A 19,919-nucleotide genomic window follows, 5' to 3' on the forward strand; every position below is an offset into this window, starting at 1 on the left:
GTACTTGTCATGGCGACTGCCGAAACGACTCAATCCGCACAAACCCAAGACAGCGGCAACCCACGCAAGCGCAAGGTCATGCTGTTGGCACTCACGCTGATCGTCATCCTCGCGGGCCTCGGGGTGTGGGGCTGGCATGAACTGTATGGCCGCTGGAGCGAAAGCACCGACGACGCCTATGTAAATGGCAACGTGGTGGAAATCACTCCGCAAGTCACCGGGACCGTGGTGAGCATCGGTGCCGATGACGGCGACCTGGTGCGTGAAGGCCAGGTGCTGGTGCAATTCGATCCGAACGATGCCGAAGTCGGGCTGCAAAGTGCCCAGGCCAACCTGGCCCGGACCGTGCGCCAGGTGCGTGGCTTGTACAGCAACGTCGACGGCATGCGGGCGCAGGTCAATGCCCAAGAGGCCGAAGTGCAGAAGGCCCAGGAAAACTACAGCCGACGCAAGAACCTGGCGGCCGGCGGGGCGATTTCCCAGGAAGAGCTGTCCCACGCCCGGGATGACCTGACCTCGGCGCAGAACGCCCTGGCCAATGCCCGGCAACAGCTCAAGACGACCAGCGCGTTGGTGGACGATACCGTGGTGTCATCCCATCCCGATGTGCAAGCCGCGGCCGCGCAACTGCGCCAGGCCTTCCTGACCAATGCCCGCAGCACCTTGATCGCGCCGGTCACTGGCTATGTGGCCAAGCGCACCGTGCAGTTGGGCCAACGGGTGCAGCCGGGCACGGCGCTGATGGCGGTGATCCCGCTGGATCAACTGTGGATCGATGCCAACTTCAAGGAAACCCAACTGCGTGACATGCGCATCGGCCAGCCGGTGGACATCGAAACCGACCTGTACGGCAGCGATGTGAAGTACAGCGGCACCATCGACAGCCTGGGCGCCGGGACCGGCAGCGCGTTTGCCTTGCTGCCGGCGCAGAACGCCACCGGTAACTGGATCAAGATCGTCCAGCGGGTGCCGGTGCGGATTCACATCAATGCCCAGGAGCTGGCCAAGCATCCGCTGCGGGTCGGCTTGTCGACCCAGGTCAGCGTCAACCTGCACGACCAGAGCGGCCCGGTGCTGGCCCAGCAACCACCGCAGAAAGCCTCGTTCAGCACCCAGGCCTATGACCGACAACTGGCCGATGCCGACGCGATGATCACTCGCCTGATCCACGACAACAGTGCCGCGGCGAGCAAGACCGCGCAGCGCTGACCACTGTTGGCGGGCGATCTGAGCATTAGCAGGATGGTAAAAAACCCTGTGGGAGCGGGCTTGCTCGCGAATGCGCAGTATCAGCCAACACAGATGTTGAATGTGAAATCGTCTTCGCGAGCAAGCCCGCTCCCACAGGGAGGGCTTGCCGTCTCAAGGGATTTCGCCACCTCCGCTTCATAGGACTCTCGCAATGAGCAATAACGCGTCCTTCACGCCGCCCAGCCTGTTGCTCAGCACCATCGGGCTGTCGCTGGCGACGTTCATGCAAGTGCTCGACACCACTATCGCCAACGTCGCCTTGCCGACCATTTCCGGCAACCTGGGCGTCAGCTCGGAGCAGGGCACCTGGGTGATCACCTCGTTCGCGGTGAGCAACGCCATCGCCCTGCCGCTCACCGGCTGGCTGAGCCGGCGCTTTGGCGAGGTGAAGCTGTTTTTGTGGGCAACGATGCTGTTCGTGCTCGCTTCGTTCCTGTGTGGCATTTCCACTTCGATGCCGGAGCTGATTGGCTTTCGTGTGGTCCAGGGGCTGGTGGCCGGGCCGTTGTACCCGATGACCCAGACGCTGCTGATTGCCGTGTACCCGCCGGCCAGGCGGGGCATGGCACTGGCGCTGCTGGCGATGGTCACGGTGGTGGCGCCGATTGCCGGGCCAATCCTCGGCGGCTGGATCACCGACAGCTACAGTTGGCCGTGGATCTTCTTCATCAACGTGCCGATTGGGATCTTTGCGGTGATGGTGGTGCGCCAGCAGCTCAAGGCCCGGCCTGTGGTCACCAGTCATCAACCGATGGACTACGTCGGGTTGATCACGTTGATCATCGGCGTCGGTGCACTCCAGGTGATCCTCGACAAGGGCAACGACCTGGATTGGTTCGAGTCGAACTTCATCGTCATCGGAGCCTTGATTTCAGTCATTGCCCTGGCGGTGTTCGTGATCTGGGAAATGACCGATCGTCATCCGGTGGTCAACCTGCGGCTGTTCGCTTATCGCAACTTCCGCATCGGCACTATTGTGCTAGTGGGCGGCTATGCCGGGTTCTTCGGCATCAACCTGATCCTGCCACAATGGTTGCAGACGCAGATGGGCTACACCGCGACCTGGGCTGGGCTGGCGGTGGCGCCGATCGGCATCCTGCCGGTGCTGATGTCGCCCTTCGTCGGCAAGTACGCCCACAAGTTCGACCTGCGCTTGCTGGCCGGGCTGGCGTTCCTGGCCATCGGCCTGAGCTGCTTCATGCGCGCCGGCTTCACCAACGAAGTGGATTTCCAGCACATTGCGCTGGTGCAGTTGTTCATGGGTATTGGCGTGGCGCTGTTCTTCATGCCGACCTTGAGCATCCTGATGTCGGACCTGCCGCCGCACCAGATTGCCGACGGCGCGGGGCTGGCGACGTTCCTGCGGACCCTGGGCGGCAGCTTTGCCGCGTCGTTGACCACCTGGATCTGGATCCGCCGGGCGGACCAGCATCACGCCTACCTGAGCGAAAGCATCAGCACCTTCGAGCCCACCACCCGCGAAGCCCTCAACCAGCTCGGCGGCGCGAGTGCGCCGGCCTATGCCCAGCTCGACCAGATCCTCAACAGCCAGGCGTACATGCTCTCCACCGTGGATTACTTCACGTTGCTGGGGTGGGCGTTCATGGGGTTGATCGTGCTGGTGTGGCTGGCGAAGCCGCCGTTTGCGGCGAAGGCTGGGCCTGCATCGGCAGGACACTGATCCAAGGGTTGGATGCAATCCAATGTGGGAGCGGGCTTGCTCGCGAAAGGGGCATGACAGTCATTTTTTATGTTGACTGACACATCGCCTTCGCGAGCAAGCCCGCTCCCACAGGATCTATGTATGCTTCAGGTTCCTGGCAATGCCAACTGCGCGTTACCAAACCCGAACGGCGCCAACGCAAACCCCTGTTCATCCACCTGCAACGCCCAGCCTTGCTTGTCCCAATCCCCCAGCACGATGCGTCGGGCGGCGTGTTCGCCCAGTTGCAACTTGTGGATGGCGGGGCGGTGGGTGTGGCCGTGGACCAGGGTCTTCACGCCGTATTGCTGCATGATCCGTGGGATCTCTTCAGGCGTGACGTCGACGATGTCATTGGCTTTCATGCGTGTTTGCGTGCGGCTTTCGCTGCGCAGCTTGCGCGCCAGTTTCTGGCGGCTGCCCAGCGGCAGGTGACGCAGGATGAACAGCGTGACCGGGTTGCGCAGCCAGCGCCGCAGCTTCATGTAGCCTTCGTCGCGGGTGCAGAGGCTATCACCGTGCATCAGCAGCACCGGCTCACCATTGAACTGCACGACGCTTGGGTCCTTGAGCAGGGTGCAGCCGGCCGCTTTGCAGAAGGCCTGCCCCAGCATGAAATCGCGATTGCCGTGCATCAGGAAAATGGCCGTGCCGCTGTCGCTCAATTCGCGCAGGGCCTGGCAGATGGAACGCTGGAAGGGCGTCATCGCATCGTCGCCGATCCAGGCTTCGAAAAAGTCGCCCAGGATGTACAACGCTTGCGCCGAACGGGCGCGTGTGGCCAGTAAATCCAGAAACGCCCGGGTGATGTCCGGGCGCTCCTCTTCCAGATGCAAGTCTGAAATCAGCAGTATCACTCAATGATCTCGGCTTTCTCGATGATCACGTCTTCTGCCGGGACGTCCTGGTGGCCAGCCTTGGAAGTGGTGGCGACGCCCTTGATCTTGTCGACCACGTCGGTGCCAGCGGTGACTTTACCGAATACCGCGTAGCCCCAGCCCTGGACGTTCTTGCCACTGTGGTTCAGGAACGAGTTGTCGGCGACGTTGATGAAGAATTGCGCGGAGGCCGAATGCGGTTCCATGGTGCGGGCCATGGCGACGGTGTACTTGTCGTTGGAAAGACCGTTGTCGGCTTCGTTCTGGATGCTTGGGCGCTTGTCTTTCTTTTCCTTCATGCCCGGCTCGAAACCACCGCCTTGAATCATGAAGTTACCGATCACGCGGTGGAAAACGGTGTTCTCGTAATGGCCTGCCTTGACGTATTCAACGAAGTTGGCAACGGTGATCGGAGCCTTCTCGGCGTTCAGTTCCAGGACGATGTCGCCATGGTTGGTGGTCAGTTTGACTTGGGTCATGATTACTACTCTTTCAAGAAATTCGTGGGTTTCGGGGCGCGAACGCCCGCAACCGGTCCGGCTGCAATCGCCAGGTTGGGCAGTTTAGCGCGCCAGGCACGAAATTCGAGGCTGTTTTTCATCTGGCCGTCGATTAAATTCAATCGTTTGCCGGCCTGGCCTGTCAGGTGCTTGACAGCATCGGCTATGATACGGGCTTTGATTTATCAGGCCGCACCCGGCCGCGCACTTGTCTGTTCAAGGATCCTATGAGCAAGCCCACTGTCGACCCTACCTCGAATTCCAAGACCGGCCCGGCCGTGCCGGTCAATTTCCTGCGCCCGATCATCCAGGCGGACCTGGACTCGGGTAAGCACACACAGATCGTCACGCGTTTTCCACCGGAACCCAACGGCTACCTGCACATCGGCCACGCCAAGTCGATCTGCGTGAATTTCGGCCTGGCCCAGGAGTTCGGCGGCGTCACGCACCTGCGTTTCGACGACACCAACCCGGCCAAGGAAGACCAGGAATACATCGACGCAATCGAAAGCGACGTCAAGTGGCTGGGTTTCGAATGGTCCGGTGAGGTGCGCTACGCCTCGCAATATTTCGACCAGTTGCACGACTGGGCAGTGGAGCTGATCAAGTCCGGCAACGCCTACGTGTGCGACCTGACCCCCGAGCAGGCCAAGGAATACCGTGGCAGCCTGACCGAGCCGGGCAAGAACAGCCCGTTCCGTGAGCGCAGCGTGGAAGAGAACCTGGACCTGTTCGCCCGCATGCGCGCCGGTGAGTTCCCGGACGGTGCCCGGGTGTTGCGCGCCAAGATCGACATGGCCTCGCCGAACATGAACCTGCGCGATCCGATCATGTACCGCATCCGTCACGCCCATCACCACCAGACCGGCGACAAATGGTGCATCTACCCCAACTATGACTTCACCCACGGCCAGTCGGATGCCATCGAAGGCATCACGCATTCGATCTGCACCCTGGAGTTCGAAAGCCACCGTCCGTTGTACGAGTGGTTCCTCGAGCACCTGCCGGTGCCGGCCACCCCGCGCCAGTACGAATTCAGTCGCCTGAACCTGAACTACACCATCACCAGCAAGCGCAAGCTCAAGCAACTGGTGGACGAGAAGCACGTCAATGGCTGGGACGACCCGCGCATGTCGACGCTGTCGGGCTTCCGTCGTCGCGGCTACACTCCCAAATCGATCCGCAATTTCTGCGAGATGGTCGGCACCAACCGTTCCGACGGCGTGGTGGACTTCGGCATGCTGGAATTCAGCATCCGTGACGACCTGGACCACAGCGCCCCCCGCGCCATGTGCGTGCTGCGTCCGCTGAAAGTCGTCATTACCAACTACCCGGAAGGCCAGGTCGAGAACCTCGAGCTGCCGCGCCACCCGAAAGAAGACATGGGCGTGCGCGTCCTGCCATTCGCCCGGGAAATCTACATCGACCGTGAAGACTTCATGGAAGAGCCGCCAAAAGGCTACAAGCGCCTGGAGCCTGCCGGTGAAGTGCGCCTGCGTGGCAGCTACGTGATCCGCGCCGACGAAGCCATCAAGGACGCCGACGGCAACATCGTCGAACTGCGTTGCTCCTACGATCCCGACACCCTGGGCAAGAACCCGGAAGGTCGCAAGGTCAAGGGCGTGATCCACTGGGTACCGGCCGCCGCCAGCGTCGAGTGCGAAGTGCGCCTGTACGATCGCCTGTTCCGTTCGCCGAACCCGGAGAAGGCCGAAGACAGCGCCAGCTTCCTGGACAACATCAACCCTGACTCCCTGCAAGTACTTACGGGTTGTCGTGCCGAGCCTTCGCTGGGCAACGCACAGCCGGAAGACCGTTTCCAGTTCGAGCGCGAAGGCTACTTCTGCGCGGATATCAAGGACTCGAAACCCGGTGCTCCGGTATTCAACCGTACCGTGACCTTGCGCGATTCCTGGGGTCAGTGATCAAGTCTTAAGGGAAACCCTGTGCTAACGATCTACAACACGCTCACCAAGAGCAAAGAAGTCTTCAAGCCGCTGGATGGCAACAAGGTCCGCATGTATGTCTGCGGCATGACCGTGTACGACTACTGCCACATCGGCCATGGTCGCAGCATGGTCGCCTTCGACCTGGTGACCCGCTGGTTGCGTTTCAGTGGCTACGACCTGACTTACGTGCGCAACATCACCGACATCGAAGACAAGATCATCAACCGTGCCCGTGAAAACGGCGAGCCTTACGATGCGCTGACCGAGCGCATGATCAAGGCCATGCACGAGGACGAGGCGCGCCTCAATATCCTCAAGCCGGACCTGGAGCCCCGTGCCACGGACCACATCCCAGGCATGCTGGCGATGATCCAGACCTTGATCGACAAAGGTTATGCCTACGCACCGGGCAATGGCGACGTGTACTACCGCGTCGCCAAGTTCATGGGCTACGGCAAGCTGTCGCGCAAGAAGATCGAAGACCTGCGCATCGGCGCACGCATCGAAGTCGACGAGTCGAAGCAAGACCCGCTGGACTTCGTGCTGTGGAAGGCTGCCAAGCCGGGCGAGCCGAGCTGGGAGTCGCCATGGGGCGCCGGGCGTCCGGGCTGGCATATCGAATGCTCGGTGATGTCCACCTGCTGCCTGGGCGAGACCTTCGACATTCATGGTGGCGGCAGCGACCTGGAATTCCCGCACCACGAAAACGAAATCGCCCAGAGTGAAGCGGCCACCGGCAAGACCTACGCCAACGCGTGGATGCATTGCGGCATGATTCGCATCAATGGCGAGAAGATGTCCAAGTCCTTGAACAACTTCTTCACCATCCGCGACGTGCTCGACAAGTACCACCCGGAAGTCGTGCGTTACCTGCTGGTATCCAGCCACTATCGCAGCGCCATCAACTACTCGGAAGATAACCTCAAGGACGCCAAGGGTGCCCTGGAGCGTTTCTACCACGCGTTGAAGGGCCTGCCTGCCGTGGCGCCTGCTGGTGGCGAGGGGTTCGTGGCGCGTTTCACCGAAGTGATGAACGACGACTTCGGCACGCCGGAAGCCTGCGCGGTGCTGTTCGAGATGGTGCGCGAAATCAACCGTCTGCGTGAGAGCGATCTCAATGCCGCGGCCGGTCTCGCGGCCCGTCTGAAAGAACTGGCCAGCGTGCTGGGTGTGTTGCAGCTCGAAGCCGATGACTTCCTGCAGGCCGGCGCCGAAGGCCGGGTGGACGCCGCCGAGGTCGAAGCCTTGATCCAGGCGCGCCTGACCGCCCGGGCCAACAAGGACTGGGCCGAATCCGACCGCATCCGCGACCAGCTCACCGCCATGGGCGTGGTGCTGGAAGACGGGAAGGGCGGGACGACCTGGCGACTGGCGGACTAAGATCTTCAAAGCCTGCAATACCCCCTGTGGGAGCGGGCTTGCTCGCGAATGCGGTGCCTCAGTTAATGATTTGTTGACTGACACACCGCATTCGCGAGCAAGCCCGCTCCCACATTTTTTTGCGCGGCTCACTGCCATCGCATACACCAAAAATCCCCTGTGGGAGCGAGCCTGCTCGCGAATGCGGTGTGTCAGGCAGCATTTTTGCCACTGATACCCCCCCGCAGTTTTTTGCATGCCAACCCTGGCAATCATTGCTTTATGAGCTAGTACTGTCAGGTCGATTCGACGTTCTCTCTGTCAGGAGTCTTCCATGTTGGCTCATTGGTCGCTTGCGGCAATCCATTTGCTGGCGTTCGCCCTCGGGTTCTGGGCGGTGCTGACGCGCGGCACGGCGCTACGACGCCTGGCGGGCGGCGTGGATGCGGTGCGGGGTGTCTTGGTCGCCGACAACGTGTGGGGCCTGTCGGCGCTGGTGCTGTTGGTGACCGGTGGGATGCGAGCGTTCGGCGGGTTCGAAAAAGGCACGGACTATTATCTGCACCAACCGCTGTTTCACCTGAAGATGACCTTGCTGCTGCTGATCCTGCTGCTGGAGATCGTGCCGATGATCGCCCTGATCAAATGGCGGATGGCGCTGGGCAAAGGGACGGCGATCGATCCTTCGAAAGCCGGTCGACTTGCGCGGATCAGCCACATCGAAGCCTTGTTGCTGATCTTGATGGTGGTCGCCGCCACAGGCATGGCGCGCGGCGTGGGCCTGGGCTGACCGGCCGCGAACGCCCGCTTCGTCATCATTAAAACGAAACGTCTGACAGCCATGCTAGAGGCCATGCCATTAGTATCGGTTCACGGGCGGGACGAAAGAAGACGAGGAGGGCAGGGGTACGGCGCGGTCGACCAGAATCTTTAGCCAGCCATTGCGACGATGCAAACGGGCTGGCTGCGGACTGCTTGCAAGGCTCAGGGAGTTTGCGGCTTGTCGGGCGCGGTGAGGCCGGCCTGAATGCGCTGATAAATCTCTTCGCGATGCACCGCAACGTTCTTCGGGGCGTTGATGCCGATCCGGACCTGTTGGCCGCTAACGCCCAGAATGGTGATCGTGATGTCGTCACCAATGTTTATGCTTTCACCGACTTTGCGGGTGAGTATCAGCATGGTGTTCTCCTTGATTGCTTTATAGGGCACCTGATTCAGACAGTGCAGTTGTCGGTACTGCTTATAGATTAGTGCTAAGTGTCACAATGTGGGTGCCTCTTTCTGACGTGCAGATGCTGCATTAATTCCCAGGGTGCGACTATACAGAGACGCCGGGCAGGATTCTCGTGTTTTGAGCATTGTTTGCGGCGATCTAGATGGGCACGGGTGCTAAAATCCGTGCCTCATGTCTTCCAGGGGAAACGTTGTGCGCAAATTGGCTTGGGTAATTGCGGTATTGGCACTGGCAGGATGCGGGGAAGGGCGTGACGTCGAGGCACCGAAGCCGAAACCCGCCGTGACCTCCGCACCGGCCGCCGCTGCCGCACCGCAGTGGGCCGTCGAGGTTCGCGGGCAGACACCGCAGGCTGTCAGCGACCTGACCGGTTGGCTCATCGAGCACAGCTTCATGTCGACCGTGGTGCGGGAAAACGGCAAGGAACGCGTCCTGGTCGGCCCTTTGAGCTCCGAGGCTGAAGCCAAAGCCAAGCAGGAACAGGTCACGGCCGCGTTGGTTCGGGCGAAGAAACGCAACATCGAGGCGTTGGTAGTGGATTACCCGGTCACTCAATAACCGGACAGAACAAAACCTGTGGGAGCGAGCCTGCTCGCGATAGCGGTGTATCAGTCGACAAACTGTTGTCTGTTACTCCGCTATCGCGAGCAAGCTCCCACAGTGGGTTTGTGGTGTTTACAAAGGGGAGGTCAACCGCAGGCCTTCATGTCCACCGGCCCCACGAACTCGTTCCCACGTCCCATGACGCACGCCACGCTCTGGTTGCGCTGGCGTTCCCAGCTTTCGACCGGGTAGGTCTTGTCCCAGGCTTCATACAGGCGTCGGTCCTGTTTCGACAGGCGCAGGCCATATTGCTTGCTCATGTAGAAATAGGTCCGAGCGATCATCCCTCGGATGGAAGGGCGGGGCATGACCTTCTTGGCCTTGAAATCCACTTGGGTCAGGCATGAGCCGTATTGGCCCTTTTGCTCCGGCAGCCAGCCGAAACTGAAATTGCTGCGGTCGCCATTCACTTCCCCGATGCTCGGCACCAGGTTGTGCAGGTCGGCCTCGGCCCGTTGATAGACCGGATCATAGCGGGTGCAGTTCTTGCGACCGCCTGCTTGCCAGCATTGACGCTGATGGCCGATCTGCCACGCCGGAACGATATGCTCCCACTCGATACGAGCGGCGCGGCTGGCATTCTTGCGCGGTACATAACCGCAGGCGGCCAGGTTCACGCGGTTGCCGGTGTATTTGCAGCCACAATAGAACTCCGTGGATTGCGGGGCGTAGAGTTTCCAGGCGATTTTCTTGGCTTCGTTGAAGGTGCGTGGGGCACCGGCCTGTGCGCCCGTGGCGATAAACACAAGCAGTAAAGCTAAACAGCGAACACTCATCACGCTCAATCTTCCTTCGGCACAACCCAGAAAACCTGCACGCCACCGTCGTCGCGATAGGCGAGGGTCACGTTGTCGTTCTCGTCGATTTCTTCCAGGAGGCGCTCCCACTCATCCACAGGCTCGTCGGGAAGGCGGAAGAGCAGTGCGGCCTTGGCTTTTTGCGCGGTGGGGGCGTTGATGATTTTCGAGACCCGAAGGCCGAGTCGCGTATAGGAATCTAAGGGGGTGGTTGCAGCGGAGGGAGTGGCCACAGGATTATCCTTATTAAGCTGTACGGGCATACAGTATTTAACCGTAGGCATTTACGCAACTACTTAAAATTCAAGAAGATCGTCTGACAGCACTTTTTTCGTTTTGGTGTAGGAGAAAGGATTTTTTTCTCGGCTTGCATAAACAGGTGTCACCCGTTCAGGGTGGCGAAGCTATCGATTGATCTCAGCGGGCGCTAAAGAAAATGTTTCGGCGGGCGATGTCCTTCGTAGGAATCCCCCTTCATGGAGTTTTGATATGGCCTTTTCCATCGGCTTTCCCAGTGCGGCAGCCGTGACCATCGGCGGCAAATCCGCAGCCACCCTGACGGCGCTGAGCGAGGCAGAAGCCCAGGCCGCCGATGAGGCCTTGGGTACGACGCGAGCCTCGGGCAAGGTCCGCACGGGCATGGGGGCCAGCGCCGAAGCAACCGACCAGGCGCAGGAGGGTGGTAGCACCGAGAGCGTTGCCGTCCAGGTGCTGCTCAAGCGGATGCAAGAGCTGCAGCAACAGCTTCGTGAGCAGCAACAGCAACTGGCCGTCGCCCAGGCGCGCAACTATCCGACGCCGGAAGGTAAGACCTCGGCGGTCATGGCGATCCAGGGGCAAATCGCCGATACCAGTGGCGCGTTGCTGGAAGTCACCGGCCATTTGGTCACGGAGCTGGCCAAGGGCGCCGGTTCGGGTACCGTGGTCAACACGACGGCCTGAGTCTCTACGTTGAGCGGCGACGTTGCCGATGAAACCGCAACGTTGACAAATCCCCGAAGCCTTACCATAGTTCACTTCACGCAAACGTTTGCGCGGCGTTCCGTGCACTGATTTGCTCACAATAATCATAAGATCGGAGTGAACCCATGAAGTTGCCATTCGCTGGACGCCTTCTCGCTGTTGCCATGCTCGCGGCCGCCTCCGCTGCGCTGCCTCTCTCCTCGGCATTCGCCCAGACCGCAGAAAAACCCAAGGTCGCCCTGGTCATGAAATCCCTGGCCAACGAATTCTTCCTGACCATGGAAGACGGCGCCAAGGCTTATCAGAAGGAACACTCCGCCGATTTCGACCTGATCTCCAACGGGATCAAGGATGAAACCGACACCGCCAACCAGATCCGTATCGTCGAGCAGATGATCGTGTCCAAGGTCGATGCCCTGATCATCGCGCCCGCGGATTCCAAGGCGATGGTGCCGGTGATCAAGAAAGCCGTGGATGCCGGCATCACAGTCATCAACATCGATAACCAGCTCGATCCGGCCGTGGTCAAGAGCAAGAACATCACCGTGCCGTTCGTAGGCCCTGACAACCGCAAGGGCGCGCGTCTGGTGGGCGAATACCTGGCCAAGCAACTCAAGGCCGGTGACGAAGTCGGCATCATCGAAGGCGTCTCCACCACCACCAACGCCCAGGCCCGCACCGCGGGCTTCAAGGATGCGATGGAAGCGGCGCAGGTCAAGGTCGTGTCCCTGCAATCCGGCGATTGGGAAATCAACAAGGGCAACCAGGTGGCCGCGTCGATGCTCAGCGAATACCCGAACATCAAGGCACTGCTGGCCGGTAACGACAGCATGGCGGTCGGTGCTGTATCGGCCGTGCGCGCGGCGGGCAAGGCCGGCAAGGTGCAGGTGGTCGGCTACGACAACATCAACGCCATCAAGCCGATGCTCAAGGACGGTCGTGTCCTGGCGACTGCCGATCAGTTCGCCGCCAAGCAGGCGGTGTTCGGCATCGAAACAGCGCTGAAGATGCTCAAGGGCGAAAAAGTCGACAGCGGCACCAACGGCGTTATCGAAACTCCGGTCGAGCTGGTGACCAAGCCGTAATCCTGGCGACACAACGGTGCTCGCCCGTCCGGGCGAGCGCATTGGAGAGTTTGTTATGTCCGTTCGCGACCCGAACGCTGTCCTGTGCGTCAGCGGTATCGGCAAGACCTATGCCCAGCCGGTACTGACCGATATCACTTTGACGTTGATGCGCGGTGAAGTGCTGGCGCTGACCGGTGAAAATGGCGCCGGCAAAAGCACCTTGTCCAAGATCATCGGTGGGCTGGTGACGCCGACGACCGGGCAGATGCAATTTCAAGGTCAGGATTATCGCCCTGGCAGCCGGACCCAGGCTGAAGAGCTGGGCGTGCGCATGGTGATGCAGGAACTCAACCTGCTGCCGACCCTGTCCGTGGCTGAAAACCTGTTTCTCGACAACCTGCCCAGCCACGGTGGCTGGATCAGCCGCAAGCAGTTGCGCAAGGCGGCGATCGAGGCCATGGCCCAGGTGGGGCTCGATGCCATCGATCCCGACACGCTGGTCGGCGAGCTGGGGATCGGTCACCAGCAGATGGTCGAGATAGCCCGCAACCTGATCGGCGATTGCCATGTGCTGATTCTCGATGAGCCGACCGCCATGCTCACGGCGCGCGAAGTCGAGATGCTTTTTGAGCAGATCACTCGCTTGCAGGCGCGCGGCGTGTCGATCATCTACATTTCCCATCGCCTCGAAGAACTGGCGCGAGTCGCCCAGCGCATTGCCGTGCTGCGCGATGGCAACCTGGTCTGTGTCGAGCCGATGGCCAACTACGACAGCGAGCAACTGGTGACCCTGATGGTCGGTCGGGAGCTGGGCGAGCATATCGACCTTGGTCCGCGCCAGATCGGCGCACCGGCGTTGACGGTTAAAGGCCTGACCCGTTCCGACAAGGTCCGTGACGTGTCCTTCGAAGTGCGCAGTGGCGAGATCTTTGGCATCTCCGGCCTGATCGGGGCCGGGCGCACCGAGTTGTTGCGGCTGATCTTCGGTGCCGACCCGGCCGACAGTGGCACGGTGGCGCTGGGTTCGCCGGCCCAGGTCGTGAGCATTCGCTCGCCGGCCGATGCGGTGGCCCATGGCATTGCGTTGATCACCGAAGACCGCAAGGGCGAAGGCCTGCTGCTGACCCAATCCATCGCCGCCAACATTGCCCTGGGCAACATGCCGGAGATTTCCAGCGCCGGCCTGGTCAATGGCGATGCCGAATTAGCCTTGGCCCAGCGGCAGGTCGATGCCATGCGCATCCGCAGTTCCAGCCCAACCCAATTGGTGTCCGAATTGTCGGGCGGCAACCAGCAGAAAGTCGTGATCGGTCGTTGGCTCGAACGCGACTGTGCGGTCATGCTGTTCGACGAGCCGACCCGTGGCATCGACGTCGGCGCCAAATTCGACATTTATGCACTGCTCGGCGAGCTGACTCGCCAGGGCAAGGCGCTGGTCGTGGTGTCCAGTGACCTGCGGGAATTGATGTTGATCTGTGACCGGATCGGCGTGCTGTCCGCCGGACGCTTGATCGACACCTTCGAGCGCGACAGCTGGACCCAGGATGACTTGCTTGCCGCCGCATTCGCCGGCTACCAGAAACGTGATGCGTTGCTCAACGAAGCAGCGCCTAGGGATTTTTCATGAAAACCGCATCTGCCGTCGGCAAATCGAGTGGCAACTTCTATGGCCTCGGGACTTACCTGGGCCTGGCCGGCGCGCTGCTGGCCATGGTCGCGCTGTTCTCGGTCCTGAGCAGCCATTTCCTGTCCTATGACACGTTCAGCACCTTGGCCAACCAGATTCCCGACCTCATGGTGCTGGCGGTCGGCATGACCTTCATCCTGATCATCGGCGGCATCGACCTGTCGGTGGGCTCGGTGCTCGCACTGGCGGCCTCGACGGTCAGCGTGGCCGTGCTCGGCTGGGGCTGGAGCGTCTGGCCATCGGCCTTGCTCGGCATGGCCGTGGCGGCGCTGGCGGGCACGGTCACCGGTTCGATCACCGTGGCATGGCGGATTCCATCGTTCATCGTCTCCCTCGGCGTGCTGGAAATGGCCCGAGGCCTGGCGTACCAGATGACCGGTTCCCGGACCGCCTACATCGGCGACTCGTTCGCCTGGCTGTCCAACCCCATCGCCTTTGGCATCTCGCCTTCGTTCATCATCGCCTTGCTGGTGATCTTCATTGCCCAAGCGGTGCTGACCCGCACGGTGTTCGGTCGCTACCTGATCGGCATCGGCACCAATGAAGAAGCCGTGCGCCTGGCCGGCATCAACCCAAAGCCTTACAAGATCCTGGTGTTCAGCCTGATGGGTCTGCTGGCCGGTGTGGCGGCGCTGTTCCAGATTTCTCGCCTGGAGGCCGCGGATCCGAACGCCGGTTCGGGGCTCGAGCTGCAAGTGATCGCTGCAGTCGTCATTGGTGGCACCAGCCTGATGGGTGGGCGCGGCTCGGTCATCAGCACCTTCTTTGGCGTGCTGATCATCTCCGTGCTCGCGGCGGGCCTGGCGCAGATTGGCGCCACCGAGCCGACCAAGCGCATCATTACCGGCGCGGTGATCGTGGTGGCGGTCGTGCTCGATACCTACCGCAGCCAGCGCGCCAGTCGGCGGGCTTGAACCATGGCGACGATCAAGGATGTAGCGGCGCTCGCGGGTATTTCCTACACCACCGTGTCCCACGTGGTGAACAAGACGCGACCGGTCAGCGAGGAGGTGCGGCTCAAGGTCGAGGCGGCCATCGAGCGCCTGGACTACGTGCCCAGCGCCGTGGCCCGGTCGCTCAAGGCCAAGACCACGGCGACCATCGGCCTGCTGGTGCCCAACAGCCTCAACCCTTACTTTGCCGAACTGGCCCGGGGCATCGAGGATTACTGTGAGCGCAACGGCTATTGCGTGATCCTGTGCAACTCCGACGACAACCCGGACAAGCAACGCAGCTACCTGCGGGTATTGCTGGAAAAACGTATCGATGGGCTGATCTTCGCGTCCACCGGCGGTGATGTCGGCCTGGCCGAGGGGCTGGCCAACGTGCGCACGCCCATGGTGATCGTCGACCGCGGGCTCGAGGGTGTCGATGCGGACCTGGTGCGCATCGATCATGAATACGGCGCCTACCTGGCGACCCGGCATCTGTTGGAGCTGGGGCACCGCGATATTGCCTTCATTGGCGGCCCGGCCAATACCAGCGTGGCGCAAATGCGCTTGGCCGGTTACTGCCGAGCGCTGAAAGAGGCGGGGATCGAGTTGCCCGTCGAGCGCATGCTCGAAAGCGACTTCACCAGTACCGGCGGCTACCGCGCCGCTGCGCAACTGCTTGAGCGGCAGCCGCCCAGCGCGATCTTTGCGGCCAACGACATGATCGGCATCGGTGTGCTGCGTGCCGCCGCCGAACGCAACGTGCGCGTGCCCAGCGAACTGTCGGTCATCGGTTTCGACGACATCCAGATGAGCCGTTATGTCTATCCGGCGTTGACCACGGTGGGGCAGTCGATCCTGCAGCTTGGCGAGATGGCGGCCGAAGTGCTGCTGCTGCGTATCGCGACGCCGAGCCTTGCCACTGACCAGCGGATCGTGACGCCGAGTATTGTCCTGCGAGAGTCGACTGCACCGCTGTCCGGTACATTCGCCCAATACCGCTGAACCGAATTGATGAGTAGTGATGTATGCCAGCAAAAGTAGTGGTAATAGGCAGCCTGAACATGGACCTGGTGACCCGGGCGCCGCGCCTGCCCCGTGGCGGTGAAACGCTGATTGGTCATTCGTTCGCCACCATCCCGGGCGGCAAGGGCGCCAACCAGGCGGTCGCCGCCGCGCGCCTGGGGGCGCAAGTGTCGATGGTGGGTTGCGTGGGCAGCGATGCCTACGGCGAGCAATTGCGCGGCGCGCTGCTGGTCGAGGGCATCGACTGCCAGGCGGTGCGCGTGGTGGAGGATTCAAGTGGCGTGGCGCTGATTGTCGTCGATGACAACAGCCAGAATGCCATCGTCATCGTCGCCGGCGCCAACGGAGCACTCACCGCCGAGGTCTTGGACAGTGTCGATGCAGTGCTGCAAAGCGCCGATGTCATCATCTGCCAGTTGGAAGTGCCGGACGCCACCGTCGGCCATGCCCTCAAGCGCGGCCGTGAGTTGGGCAAAATCGTCATTCTCAACCCCGCACCGGCTTCCCATGCGTTGCCGGCCGACTGGTATGCCTGTGTCGATTATCTGATTCCCAATGAAAGCGAAGCCGCGGTGCTGAGCGGGCTGGCGGTGGAATCGTTGGAAACCGCCGAAGCCGCCGCAGCGCATCTGATCGCCGCCGGTGCCGGCAAGGTGATCGTGACCCTGGGGGGCCAGGGCTTGATGTTCGCCAACGGTGCCAGCTTCGAACATTTCCCGGCCCCGCGGGTCAAGGCAGTGGACACCACGGCGGCCGGAGACACCTTTGTCGGCGGCTTCGCGGCAGCCCTGGCCGGCGGCAAGAACGAAGTCGAAGCGATTCGTTTCGGTCAGGCCGCCGCCGCGCTGTCGGTCACCCGATCCGGCGCGCAACCTTCAATTCCCACATTGCTGGACGTACAGGCTTTCAAATCATGAAAAAGACGCCGTTGTTGAATGTGGCACTGTCCCGACTGATCGCCTCCCTCGGCCACGGAGACAAGGTGGTCATCGGCGATGCCGGTCTGCCTGTGCCGCCCCAGGTCGAATTGATCGACCTGGCCCTGACCCATGGCATTCCTGACTTTGTCAGCACCTTGAAGGTGGTGCTCAGCGAAATGCAGGTGGAAAGCCATGTGTTGGCCGAGGAAATCCTCGACAAGCAACCGTCGGCCCTGACGACCCTGCAAGAGCTGAATGCAGAGGGTGCGCTGGGTGAGCGGACGCTGGTCAGTCATGAGCAATTCAAGGTCATCAGCCGACAGGCGCGGGCGATCATTCGCACCGGCGAGTGCTCGCCATACTGCAATATCGTGCTGGTCGCTGGAGTGACGTTCTAATCCCGTTCAACCCTGCACAAGGAGTGCGCCATGCACCGCTATGCTCAGAAAATGCATCAACTGATCCGGAGTCTGCTGCTTTTGTCACTGATCACCGCAACGAGCGCCCAGGCGGCGGAAAAAATTGACTTGATCATCGACACCGATCCAGGCGCTGACGACGTGGTGGCGCTGCTGTTCGCCCTGGCATCGCCCGAGGAACTGCATATCCGTGCGCTGACCACCGTCGCCGGCAATGTGCGCCTGGACAAGACCTCGCGCAACGCTCGCCTGGCCCGTGAATGGGCGGGGCGCGAAGACGTGCCGGTCTATGCCGGTGCGCCGAAACCGTTGATGCGCACGCCCATCTACGCGGAAAACATCCATGGCAAGGAAGGCCTGTCGGGTGTCACGGTACATGAGCCGAAGAAGGGGTTGGCCGAGGGCAATGCCGTCAACTACCTGATCGACACGCTAAAGGCTGCCAAGCCCCACAGCATCACCATTGCGATGCTGGGTCCGCAGACCAACCTGGCGCTGGCCTTGGTCCAGGAGCCCGATATCGTCCAGGGCATCAAGGAAGTGGTGATCATGGGCGGCGCGCACTTCAACGGCGGTAATATCACGCCGGTGGCCGAGTTCAATCTGTTCGCCGACCCGCAGGCGGCCGAGGTGGTGGCCAAGAGCGGCGTGAAGCTGACCTACCTGCCGTTGGACGTGACCCACAAGATCCTCACCAGCGAAGCGCGCCTGAAGCAGATCGCGGCGTTGAACAATAACGCCAGCAAGCTGGTGGGCGATATTCTCAACGAATACGTCAAGGGCGACATGGAGCACTACGGCATGACGGGCGGGCCGGTGCATGACGCGACGGTGATTGCCTACCTGCTCAAGCCGCAATTGTTCACCGGCCGTTCGGTCAATGTCGTCGTGGACAGCCGTGAGGGGCCAACGTTCGGGCAGACCATCGTTGACTGGTACGACGGCTTGAAGGCACCGAAGAACGCGTTCTGGGTGGAAAACGGTGATGCCCAGGGCTTCTTCGATCTGCTGACCGAGCGCCTGGCGCGCCTGAAGTAACTTGCCTGACATGTGCCCGCAGGCCGGAGCTGCGGGTGCATGAGCCTCAATCCACGGCGTCGACGATGCTCGGGTAGCGTTCGAAGGCTTGCTGGATGAAATCGCGTGCGACCTCCGTTCCCAGCTCCTTCACCAACAATTCTATACCGATGAGCGCCAGTTCCTCCGGGCTGCCCGGGCTATAGGAGCTGTGGCCCTGCGACCATTTGGCATTGATGGTGGCTTCGATGCTGACGGTGCTCATGGTCGGGCTCGCGAGTTGGAGGTCTGTAGGCTGAGTTAACCATTTTTGCCGAGGATTTGGCACTGCGACTTAGGCATTGGGGGAGGGCTGTGCGACACTTGGTCTTTTATTTTTAAGGAGCCCCACCGTGCAGATCGATTTGAACGCTCCTGATGGCCTGACCGTCGAGGCGGTTCGTCAGTTGCTGGCCTCGGCCAGTGATGACGAGCATACCCAGCTGCGCGTGACCAAAGGCGGCATCGCCTATTTGTCCTCGGGCGTGGTCGGCGGCACCGACATCGACGGTTTACGGTTTCGCCTCGAGACCTGGGCGAAGGGTTCGGGCTACGTCGGGCGTGTCGCTGCCAGTGACGAGGTTTGGGTCATGCAGATCTACAACGCGCTGAAGGACAACTGGCCCAATCCGCCCTTCGATTACATCGACGTTTATTGAGTCGCGTTCATATCCAGTCACGATTCAAGCCTGAACAGCGGGAGCGGGCTCAGGCAAACTGCCAGCTTTCCCAGTCTGATGGCTGCGGTGTTGCAACCAAGCGCCGTTTAGGTTGTCGCACGCTCACTGTTTATTCATCGAAAAAAGGAGGCTTCATGCCTTGGAAGCTCGCGTCATTGAGTACTTTGCTGGCCGCCATGATCTTGAGCGGTTGCAGCAACACCTCTGAATCGACCCCTGAACCTGTGGCGGCCGAGACCGGTCACAGCCGCTGCGAAGCAAAGGCCGCCGAGTTCACCATTGGAAAGAAGGCTTCGCCAGAGCTGCTGGAGCAGGCCCGTACCCGTGCCGGCGCACAGAATGCGCGGATCCTCAAGCCCAACGACATGGTGACGCTTGAATATCGCTCCGATCGCCTGAACCTCAATACCGATGCCAACCTGGTGATCAATCGAGTGAACTGCGGCTGATTGACGCTTTTCAATCGCCCATAAAAAACCCCGTCACATGGACGGGGTTTTTTAGTACGCGGAGAAATTACTCAGCGCGAACCTGTGCAGCTTGCATACCCTTTTGGCCTTTCTCAGCCACGAAGGAAACGGTCTGGCCTTCTTTCAGGCTTTTGAAACCGTCGCTTTCGATAGCTTTGAAGTGTACGAACAGGTCGTCACCGCCACCTTGAGGAGTGATGAAGCCGAAGCCTTTTTCATCGTTGAACCATTTAACGGTGCCGGTTTGGCGATTAGACATGGTGTATCTCCAAGAAACATATATTTTCAGTGTACTGTGCTGCTCAGGCCAACTGGGCACACCCGGGTATCATAGTCGAAATGTTCGATTTGGGAGCCCCCCGCAGGCGTTGTTTGCCAATCAGTCGTGTTTACTTTATCGCCTTTACCCGCTGAAAGGCCCGGTTT

Annotated in this window: 23 protein-coding genes; 16 read left to right on the forward strand and 7 right to left on the reverse strand. The window is 60.9% G+C overall.

Going from position 1 to position 19,919, the window contains the following annotated elements:
* Nucleotides 1-9 precede the first annotated feature (9 nt).
* Entirely contained in the window at nucleotides 10-1,209 is a 1,200-nt protein-coding gene (locus HU715_RS05845; RefSeq protein WP_186706619.1) for an HlyD family secretion protein, read from the forward strand.
* A gap of 193 nt (nucleotides 1,210-1,402) precedes the next feature.
* Nucleotides 1,403-2,932 (forward strand): DHA2 family efflux MFS transporter permease subunit, encoded by a 1,530-nt coding sequence (locus HU715_RS05850; RefSeq protein ID WP_186706620.1) that lies wholly within the window; start codon nucleotides 1,403-1,405, stop codon nucleotides 2,930-2,932.
* Between the two features lie 128 nt (nucleotides 2,933-3,060).
* On the opposite strand, the gene HU715_RS05855 is transcribed toward HU715_RS05850, so the two are convergent.
* Together HU715_RS05855 and HU715_RS05860 are read right to left on the reverse strand one after the other, a co-directional pair.
* The gene (locus HU715_RS05855; RefSeq protein ID WP_186706621.1) at nucleotides 3,061-3,810 is read right to left on the reverse strand and encodes a UDP-2,3-diacylglucosamine diphosphatase; all 750 of its coding nucleotides are present in this window, start codon (nucleotides 3,808-3,810) and stop codon (nucleotides 3,061-3,063) included.
* Nucleotides 3,807-4,310 (reverse strand): peptidylprolyl isomerase, encoded by a 504-nt coding sequence (locus HU715_RS05860; RefSeq protein WP_053121103.1) that lies wholly within the window; start codon nucleotides 4,308-4,310, stop codon nucleotides 3,807-3,809. Before HU715_RS05860 ends, HU715_RS05855 begins: the two co-directional genes overlap by 4 nt.
* A gap of 248 nt (nucleotides 4,311-4,558) precedes the next feature.
* Between HU715_RS05860 and HU715_RS05865 the strand changes: the two genes are divergently transcribed.
* The 3 genes from HU715_RS05865 (at nucleotide 4,559) to HU715_RS05875 (ending at nucleotide 8,429) form a co-directional block, all read left to right on the forward strand.
* Nucleotides 4,559-6,256 carry a glutamine--tRNA ligase/YqeY domain fusion protein gene (locus HU715_RS05865; RefSeq protein ID WP_186706622.1) on the forward strand — a complete coding sequence of 566 codons (1,698 nt, stop codon included), beginning with the start codon at nucleotides 4,559-4,561 and terminating at the stop codon, nucleotides 6,254-6,256.
* A 21-nt stretch (nucleotides 6,257-6,277) separates the two neighbouring features.
* Nucleotides 6,278-7,660 (forward strand): cysteine--tRNA ligase, encoded by a 1,383-nt coding sequence (gene cysS, locus HU715_RS05870; RefSeq protein WP_186706623.1) that lies wholly within the window; start codon nucleotides 6,278-6,280, stop codon nucleotides 7,658-7,660.
* Nucleotides 7,661-7,973: 313 nt separating this feature from the next.
* Nucleotides 7,974-8,429, forward strand: a complete 456-nt coding sequence (locus tag HU715_RS05875) for a DUF2214 family protein (protein WP_186706624.1) — start codon at nucleotides 7,974-7,976, stop codon at nucleotides 8,427-8,429.
* Nucleotides 8,430-8,623: 194 nt separating this feature from the next.
* On the opposite strand, the gene csrA is transcribed toward HU715_RS05875, so the two are convergent.
* Nucleotides 8,624-8,818 (reverse strand): carbon storage regulator CsrA, encoded by a 195-nt coding sequence (gene csrA / locus HU715_RS05880; protein ID WP_003179932.1) that lies wholly within the window; start codon nucleotides 8,816-8,818, stop codon nucleotides 8,624-8,626.
* A 247-nt stretch (nucleotides 8,819-9,065) separates the two neighbouring features.
* Between csrA and HU715_RS05885 the strand changes: the two genes are divergently transcribed.
* Nucleotides 9,066-9,431: an SPOR domain-containing protein gene (locus tag HU715_RS05885; RefSeq protein WP_186706625.1), complete on the forward strand. Its 366-nt coding sequence runs from the start codon at nucleotides 9,066-9,068 to the stop codon at nucleotides 9,429-9,431.
* 131 nt (nucleotides 9,432-9,562) lie between these two features.
* Here the strand turns inward: HU715_RS05885 and HU715_RS05890 are convergent, their stop codons facing one another.
* A complete protein-coding gene (locus HU715_RS05890; RefSeq protein WP_186706626.1) occupies nucleotides 9,563-10,252 on the reverse strand; it encodes an endonuclease in 690 nt (229 codons plus the stop codon).
* Nucleotides 10,253-10,257: 5 nt separating this feature from the next.
* A complete protein-coding gene (locus HU715_RS05895; RefSeq protein ID WP_186706627.1) occupies nucleotides 10,258-10,557 on the reverse strand; it encodes a DUF1654 domain-containing protein in 300 nt (99 codons plus the stop codon).
* A gap of 205 nt (nucleotides 10,558-10,762) precedes the next feature.
* Between HU715_RS05895 and HU715_RS05900 the strand changes: the two genes are divergently transcribed.
* The 8 genes from HU715_RS05900 to HU715_RS05935 all read left to right on the forward strand — a co-directional run bounded on the left by HU715_RS05900 (nucleotide 10,763) and on the right by HU715_RS05935 (nucleotide 18,325).
* The gene (locus HU715_RS05900) at nucleotides 10,763-11,215 is read left to right on the forward strand and encodes a hypothetical protein (RefSeq protein ID WP_186706628.1); all 453 of its coding nucleotides are present in this window, start codon (nucleotides 10,763-10,765) and stop codon (nucleotides 11,213-11,215) included.
* Nucleotides 11,216-11,361: 146 nt separating this feature from the next.
* Nucleotides 11,362-12,321, forward strand: a complete 960-nt coding sequence (locus HU715_RS05905; protein ID WP_186706629.1) for a sugar ABC transporter substrate-binding protein — start codon at nucleotides 11,362-11,364, stop codon at nucleotides 12,319-12,321.
* Between the two features lie 55 nt (nucleotides 12,322-12,376).
* Complete coding sequence (locus HU715_RS05910; RefSeq protein ID WP_186706630.1) at nucleotides 12,377-13,930, forward strand: sugar ABC transporter ATP-binding protein; 1,554 nt, start codon at nucleotides 12,377-12,379, stop codon at nucleotides 13,928-13,930.
* Nucleotides 13,927-14,904 (forward strand): ABC transporter permease, encoded by a 978-nt coding sequence (locus HU715_RS05915; protein WP_186706631.1) that lies wholly within the window; start codon nucleotides 13,927-13,929, stop codon nucleotides 14,902-14,904. The genes HU715_RS05910 and HU715_RS05915 overlap by 4 nt, the downstream gene beginning before the upstream one ends.
* Before the next feature lie 3 nt (nucleotides 14,905-14,907).
* Nucleotides 14,908-15,927, forward strand: coding sequence for a LacI family DNA-binding transcriptional regulator (locus HU715_RS05920; protein ID WP_186706632.1), 1,020 nt, complete (start codon nucleotides 14,908-14,910; stop codon nucleotides 15,925-15,927).
* Between the two features lie 23 nt (nucleotides 15,928-15,950).
* Nucleotides 15,951-16,865, forward strand: coding sequence for a ribokinase (rbsK, locus tag HU715_RS05925; RefSeq protein WP_186706633.1), 915 nt, complete (start codon nucleotides 15,951-15,953; stop codon nucleotides 16,863-16,865).
* Nucleotides 16,862-17,266 (forward strand): D-ribose pyranase, encoded by a 405-nt coding sequence (rbsD, locus tag HU715_RS05930; protein ID WP_186706634.1) that lies wholly within the window; start codon nucleotides 16,862-16,864, stop codon nucleotides 17,264-17,266. Before rbsK ends, rbsD begins: the two co-directional genes overlap by 4 nt.
* 30 nt (nucleotides 17,267-17,296) lie before the next feature.
* Nucleotides 17,297-18,325 (forward strand): nucleoside hydrolase, encoded by a 1,029-nt coding sequence (locus HU715_RS05935; RefSeq protein ID WP_003203636.1) that lies wholly within the window; start codon nucleotides 17,297-17,299, stop codon nucleotides 18,323-18,325.
* A 46-nt stretch (nucleotides 18,326-18,371) separates the two neighbouring features.
* On the opposite strand, the gene HU715_RS05940 is transcribed toward HU715_RS05935, so the two are convergent.
* Nucleotides 18,372-18,569, reverse strand: a complete 198-nt coding sequence (locus HU715_RS05940) for a hypothetical protein (RefSeq protein WP_186706635.1) — start codon at nucleotides 18,567-18,569, stop codon at nucleotides 18,372-18,374.
* Nucleotides 18,570-18,696: 127 nt separating this feature from the next.
* Between HU715_RS05940 and HU715_RS05945 the strand changes: the two genes are divergently transcribed.
* Nucleotides 18,697-19,002, forward strand: coding sequence for a hypothetical protein (locus HU715_RS05945; RefSeq protein WP_186706636.1), 306 nt, complete (start codon nucleotides 18,697-18,699; stop codon nucleotides 19,000-19,002).
* 155 nt (nucleotides 19,003-19,157) lie between these two features.
* A complete protein-coding gene (locus tag HU715_RS05950) occupies nucleotides 19,158-19,472 on the forward strand; it encodes an I78 family peptidase inhibitor (protein WP_186706637.1) in 315 nt (104 codons plus the stop codon).
* Nucleotides 19,473-19,539: 67 nt separating this feature from the next.
* Here HU715_RS05950 and HU715_RS05955 read toward each other — a convergent pair whose 3' ends face one another.
* Nucleotides 19,540-19,752: a cold-shock protein gene (locus HU715_RS05955; protein WP_007905882.1), complete on the reverse strand. Its 213-nt coding sequence runs from the start codon at nucleotides 19,750-19,752 to the stop codon at nucleotides 19,540-19,542.
* Between the last annotated feature and the right edge of the window lie 167 nt (nucleotides 19,753-19,919).

It is taken from the genome of Pseudomonas zanjanensis, from assembly GCF_014268745.2.
Taxonomy (GTDB): Bacteria; Pseudomonadota; Gammaproteobacteria; order Pseudomonadales; family Pseudomonadaceae; genus Aquipseudomonas; species Aquipseudomonas zanjanensis.

What these genes read in the sequence shown, in the direction of transcription:
- rbsK (WP_186706633.1), top strand. Translation starts at nt 15,951, where the DNA reads ATGCCAGCAAAAGTAGTGGTAATAGGCAGCCTGAACATGGACCTGGTG.
- HU715_RS05860 (WP_053121103.1), bottom strand. Translation starts at nt 4,310, where the DNA reads ATGACCCAAGTCAAACTGACCACCAACCATGGCGACATCGTCCTGGAA.
- HU715_RS05910 (WP_186706630.1), top strand. Translation starts at nt 12,377, where the DNA reads ATGTCCGTTCGCGACCCGAACGCTGTCCTGTGCGTCAGCGGTATCGGC.
- csrA (WP_003179932.1), bottom strand. Translation starts at nt 8,818, where the DNA reads ATGCTGATACTCACCCGCAAAGTCGGTGAAAGCATAAACATTGGTGAC.
- HU715_RS05845 (WP_186706619.1), top strand. Translation starts at nt 10, where the DNA reads ATGGCGACTGCCGAAACGACTCAATCCGCACAAACCCAAGACAGCGGC.
- HU715_RS05850 (WP_186706620.1), top strand. Translation starts at nt 1,403, where the DNA reads ATGAGCAATAACGCGTCCTTCACGCCGCCCAGCCTGTTGCTCAGCACC.
- HU715_RS05940 (WP_186706635.1), bottom strand. Translation starts at nt 18,569, where the DNA reads ATGAGCACCGTCAGCATCGAAGCCACCATCAATGCCAAATGGTCGCAG.
- HU715_RS05915 (WP_186706631.1), top strand. Translation starts at nt 13,927, where the DNA reads ATGAAAACCGCATCTGCCGTCGGCAAATCGAGTGGCAACTTCTATGGC.
- HU715_RS05955 (WP_007905882.1), bottom strand. Translation starts at nt 19,752, where the DNA reads ATGTCTAATCGCCAAACCGGCACCGTTAAATGGTTCAACGATGAAAAA.
- HU715_RS05935 (WP_003203636.1), top strand. Translation starts at nt 17,297, where the DNA reads ATGCACCGCTATGCTCAGAAAATGCATCAACTGATCCGGAGTCTGCTG.
- HU715_RS05895 (WP_186706627.1), bottom strand. Translation starts at nt 10,557, where the DNA reads ATGCCTACGGTTAAATACTGTATGCCCGTACAGCTTAATAAGGATAAT.
- HU715_RS05905 (WP_186706629.1), top strand. Translation starts at nt 11,362, where the DNA reads ATGAAGTTGCCATTCGCTGGACGCCTTCTCGCTGTTGCCATGCTCGCG.
- HU715_RS05900 (WP_186706628.1), top strand. Translation starts at nt 10,763, where the DNA reads ATGGCCTTTTCCATCGGCTTTCCCAGTGCGGCAGCCGTGACCATCGGC.
- HU715_RS05920 (WP_186706632.1), top strand. Translation starts at nt 14,908, where the DNA reads ATGGCGACGATCAAGGATGTAGCGGCGCTCGCGGGTATTTCCTACACC.
- HU715_RS05950 (WP_186706637.1), top strand. Translation starts at nt 19,158, where the DNA reads ATGCCTTGGAAGCTCGCGTCATTGAGTACTTTGCTGGCCGCCATGATC.
- HU715_RS05875 (WP_186706624.1), top strand. Translation starts at nt 7,974, where the DNA reads ATGTTGGCTCATTGGTCGCTTGCGGCAATCCATTTGCTGGCGTTCGCC.
- HU715_RS05890 (WP_186706626.1), bottom strand. Translation starts at nt 10,252, where the DNA reads ATGAGTGTTCGCTGTTTAGCTTTACTGCTTGTGTTTATCGCCACGGGC.
- HU715_RS05865 (WP_186706622.1), top strand. Translation starts at nt 4,559, where the DNA reads ATGAGCAAGCCCACTGTCGACCCTACCTCGAATTCCAAGACCGGCCCG.
- rbsD (WP_186706634.1), top strand. Translation starts at nt 16,862, where the DNA reads ATGAAAAAGACGCCGTTGTTGAATGTGGCACTGTCCCGACTGATCGCC.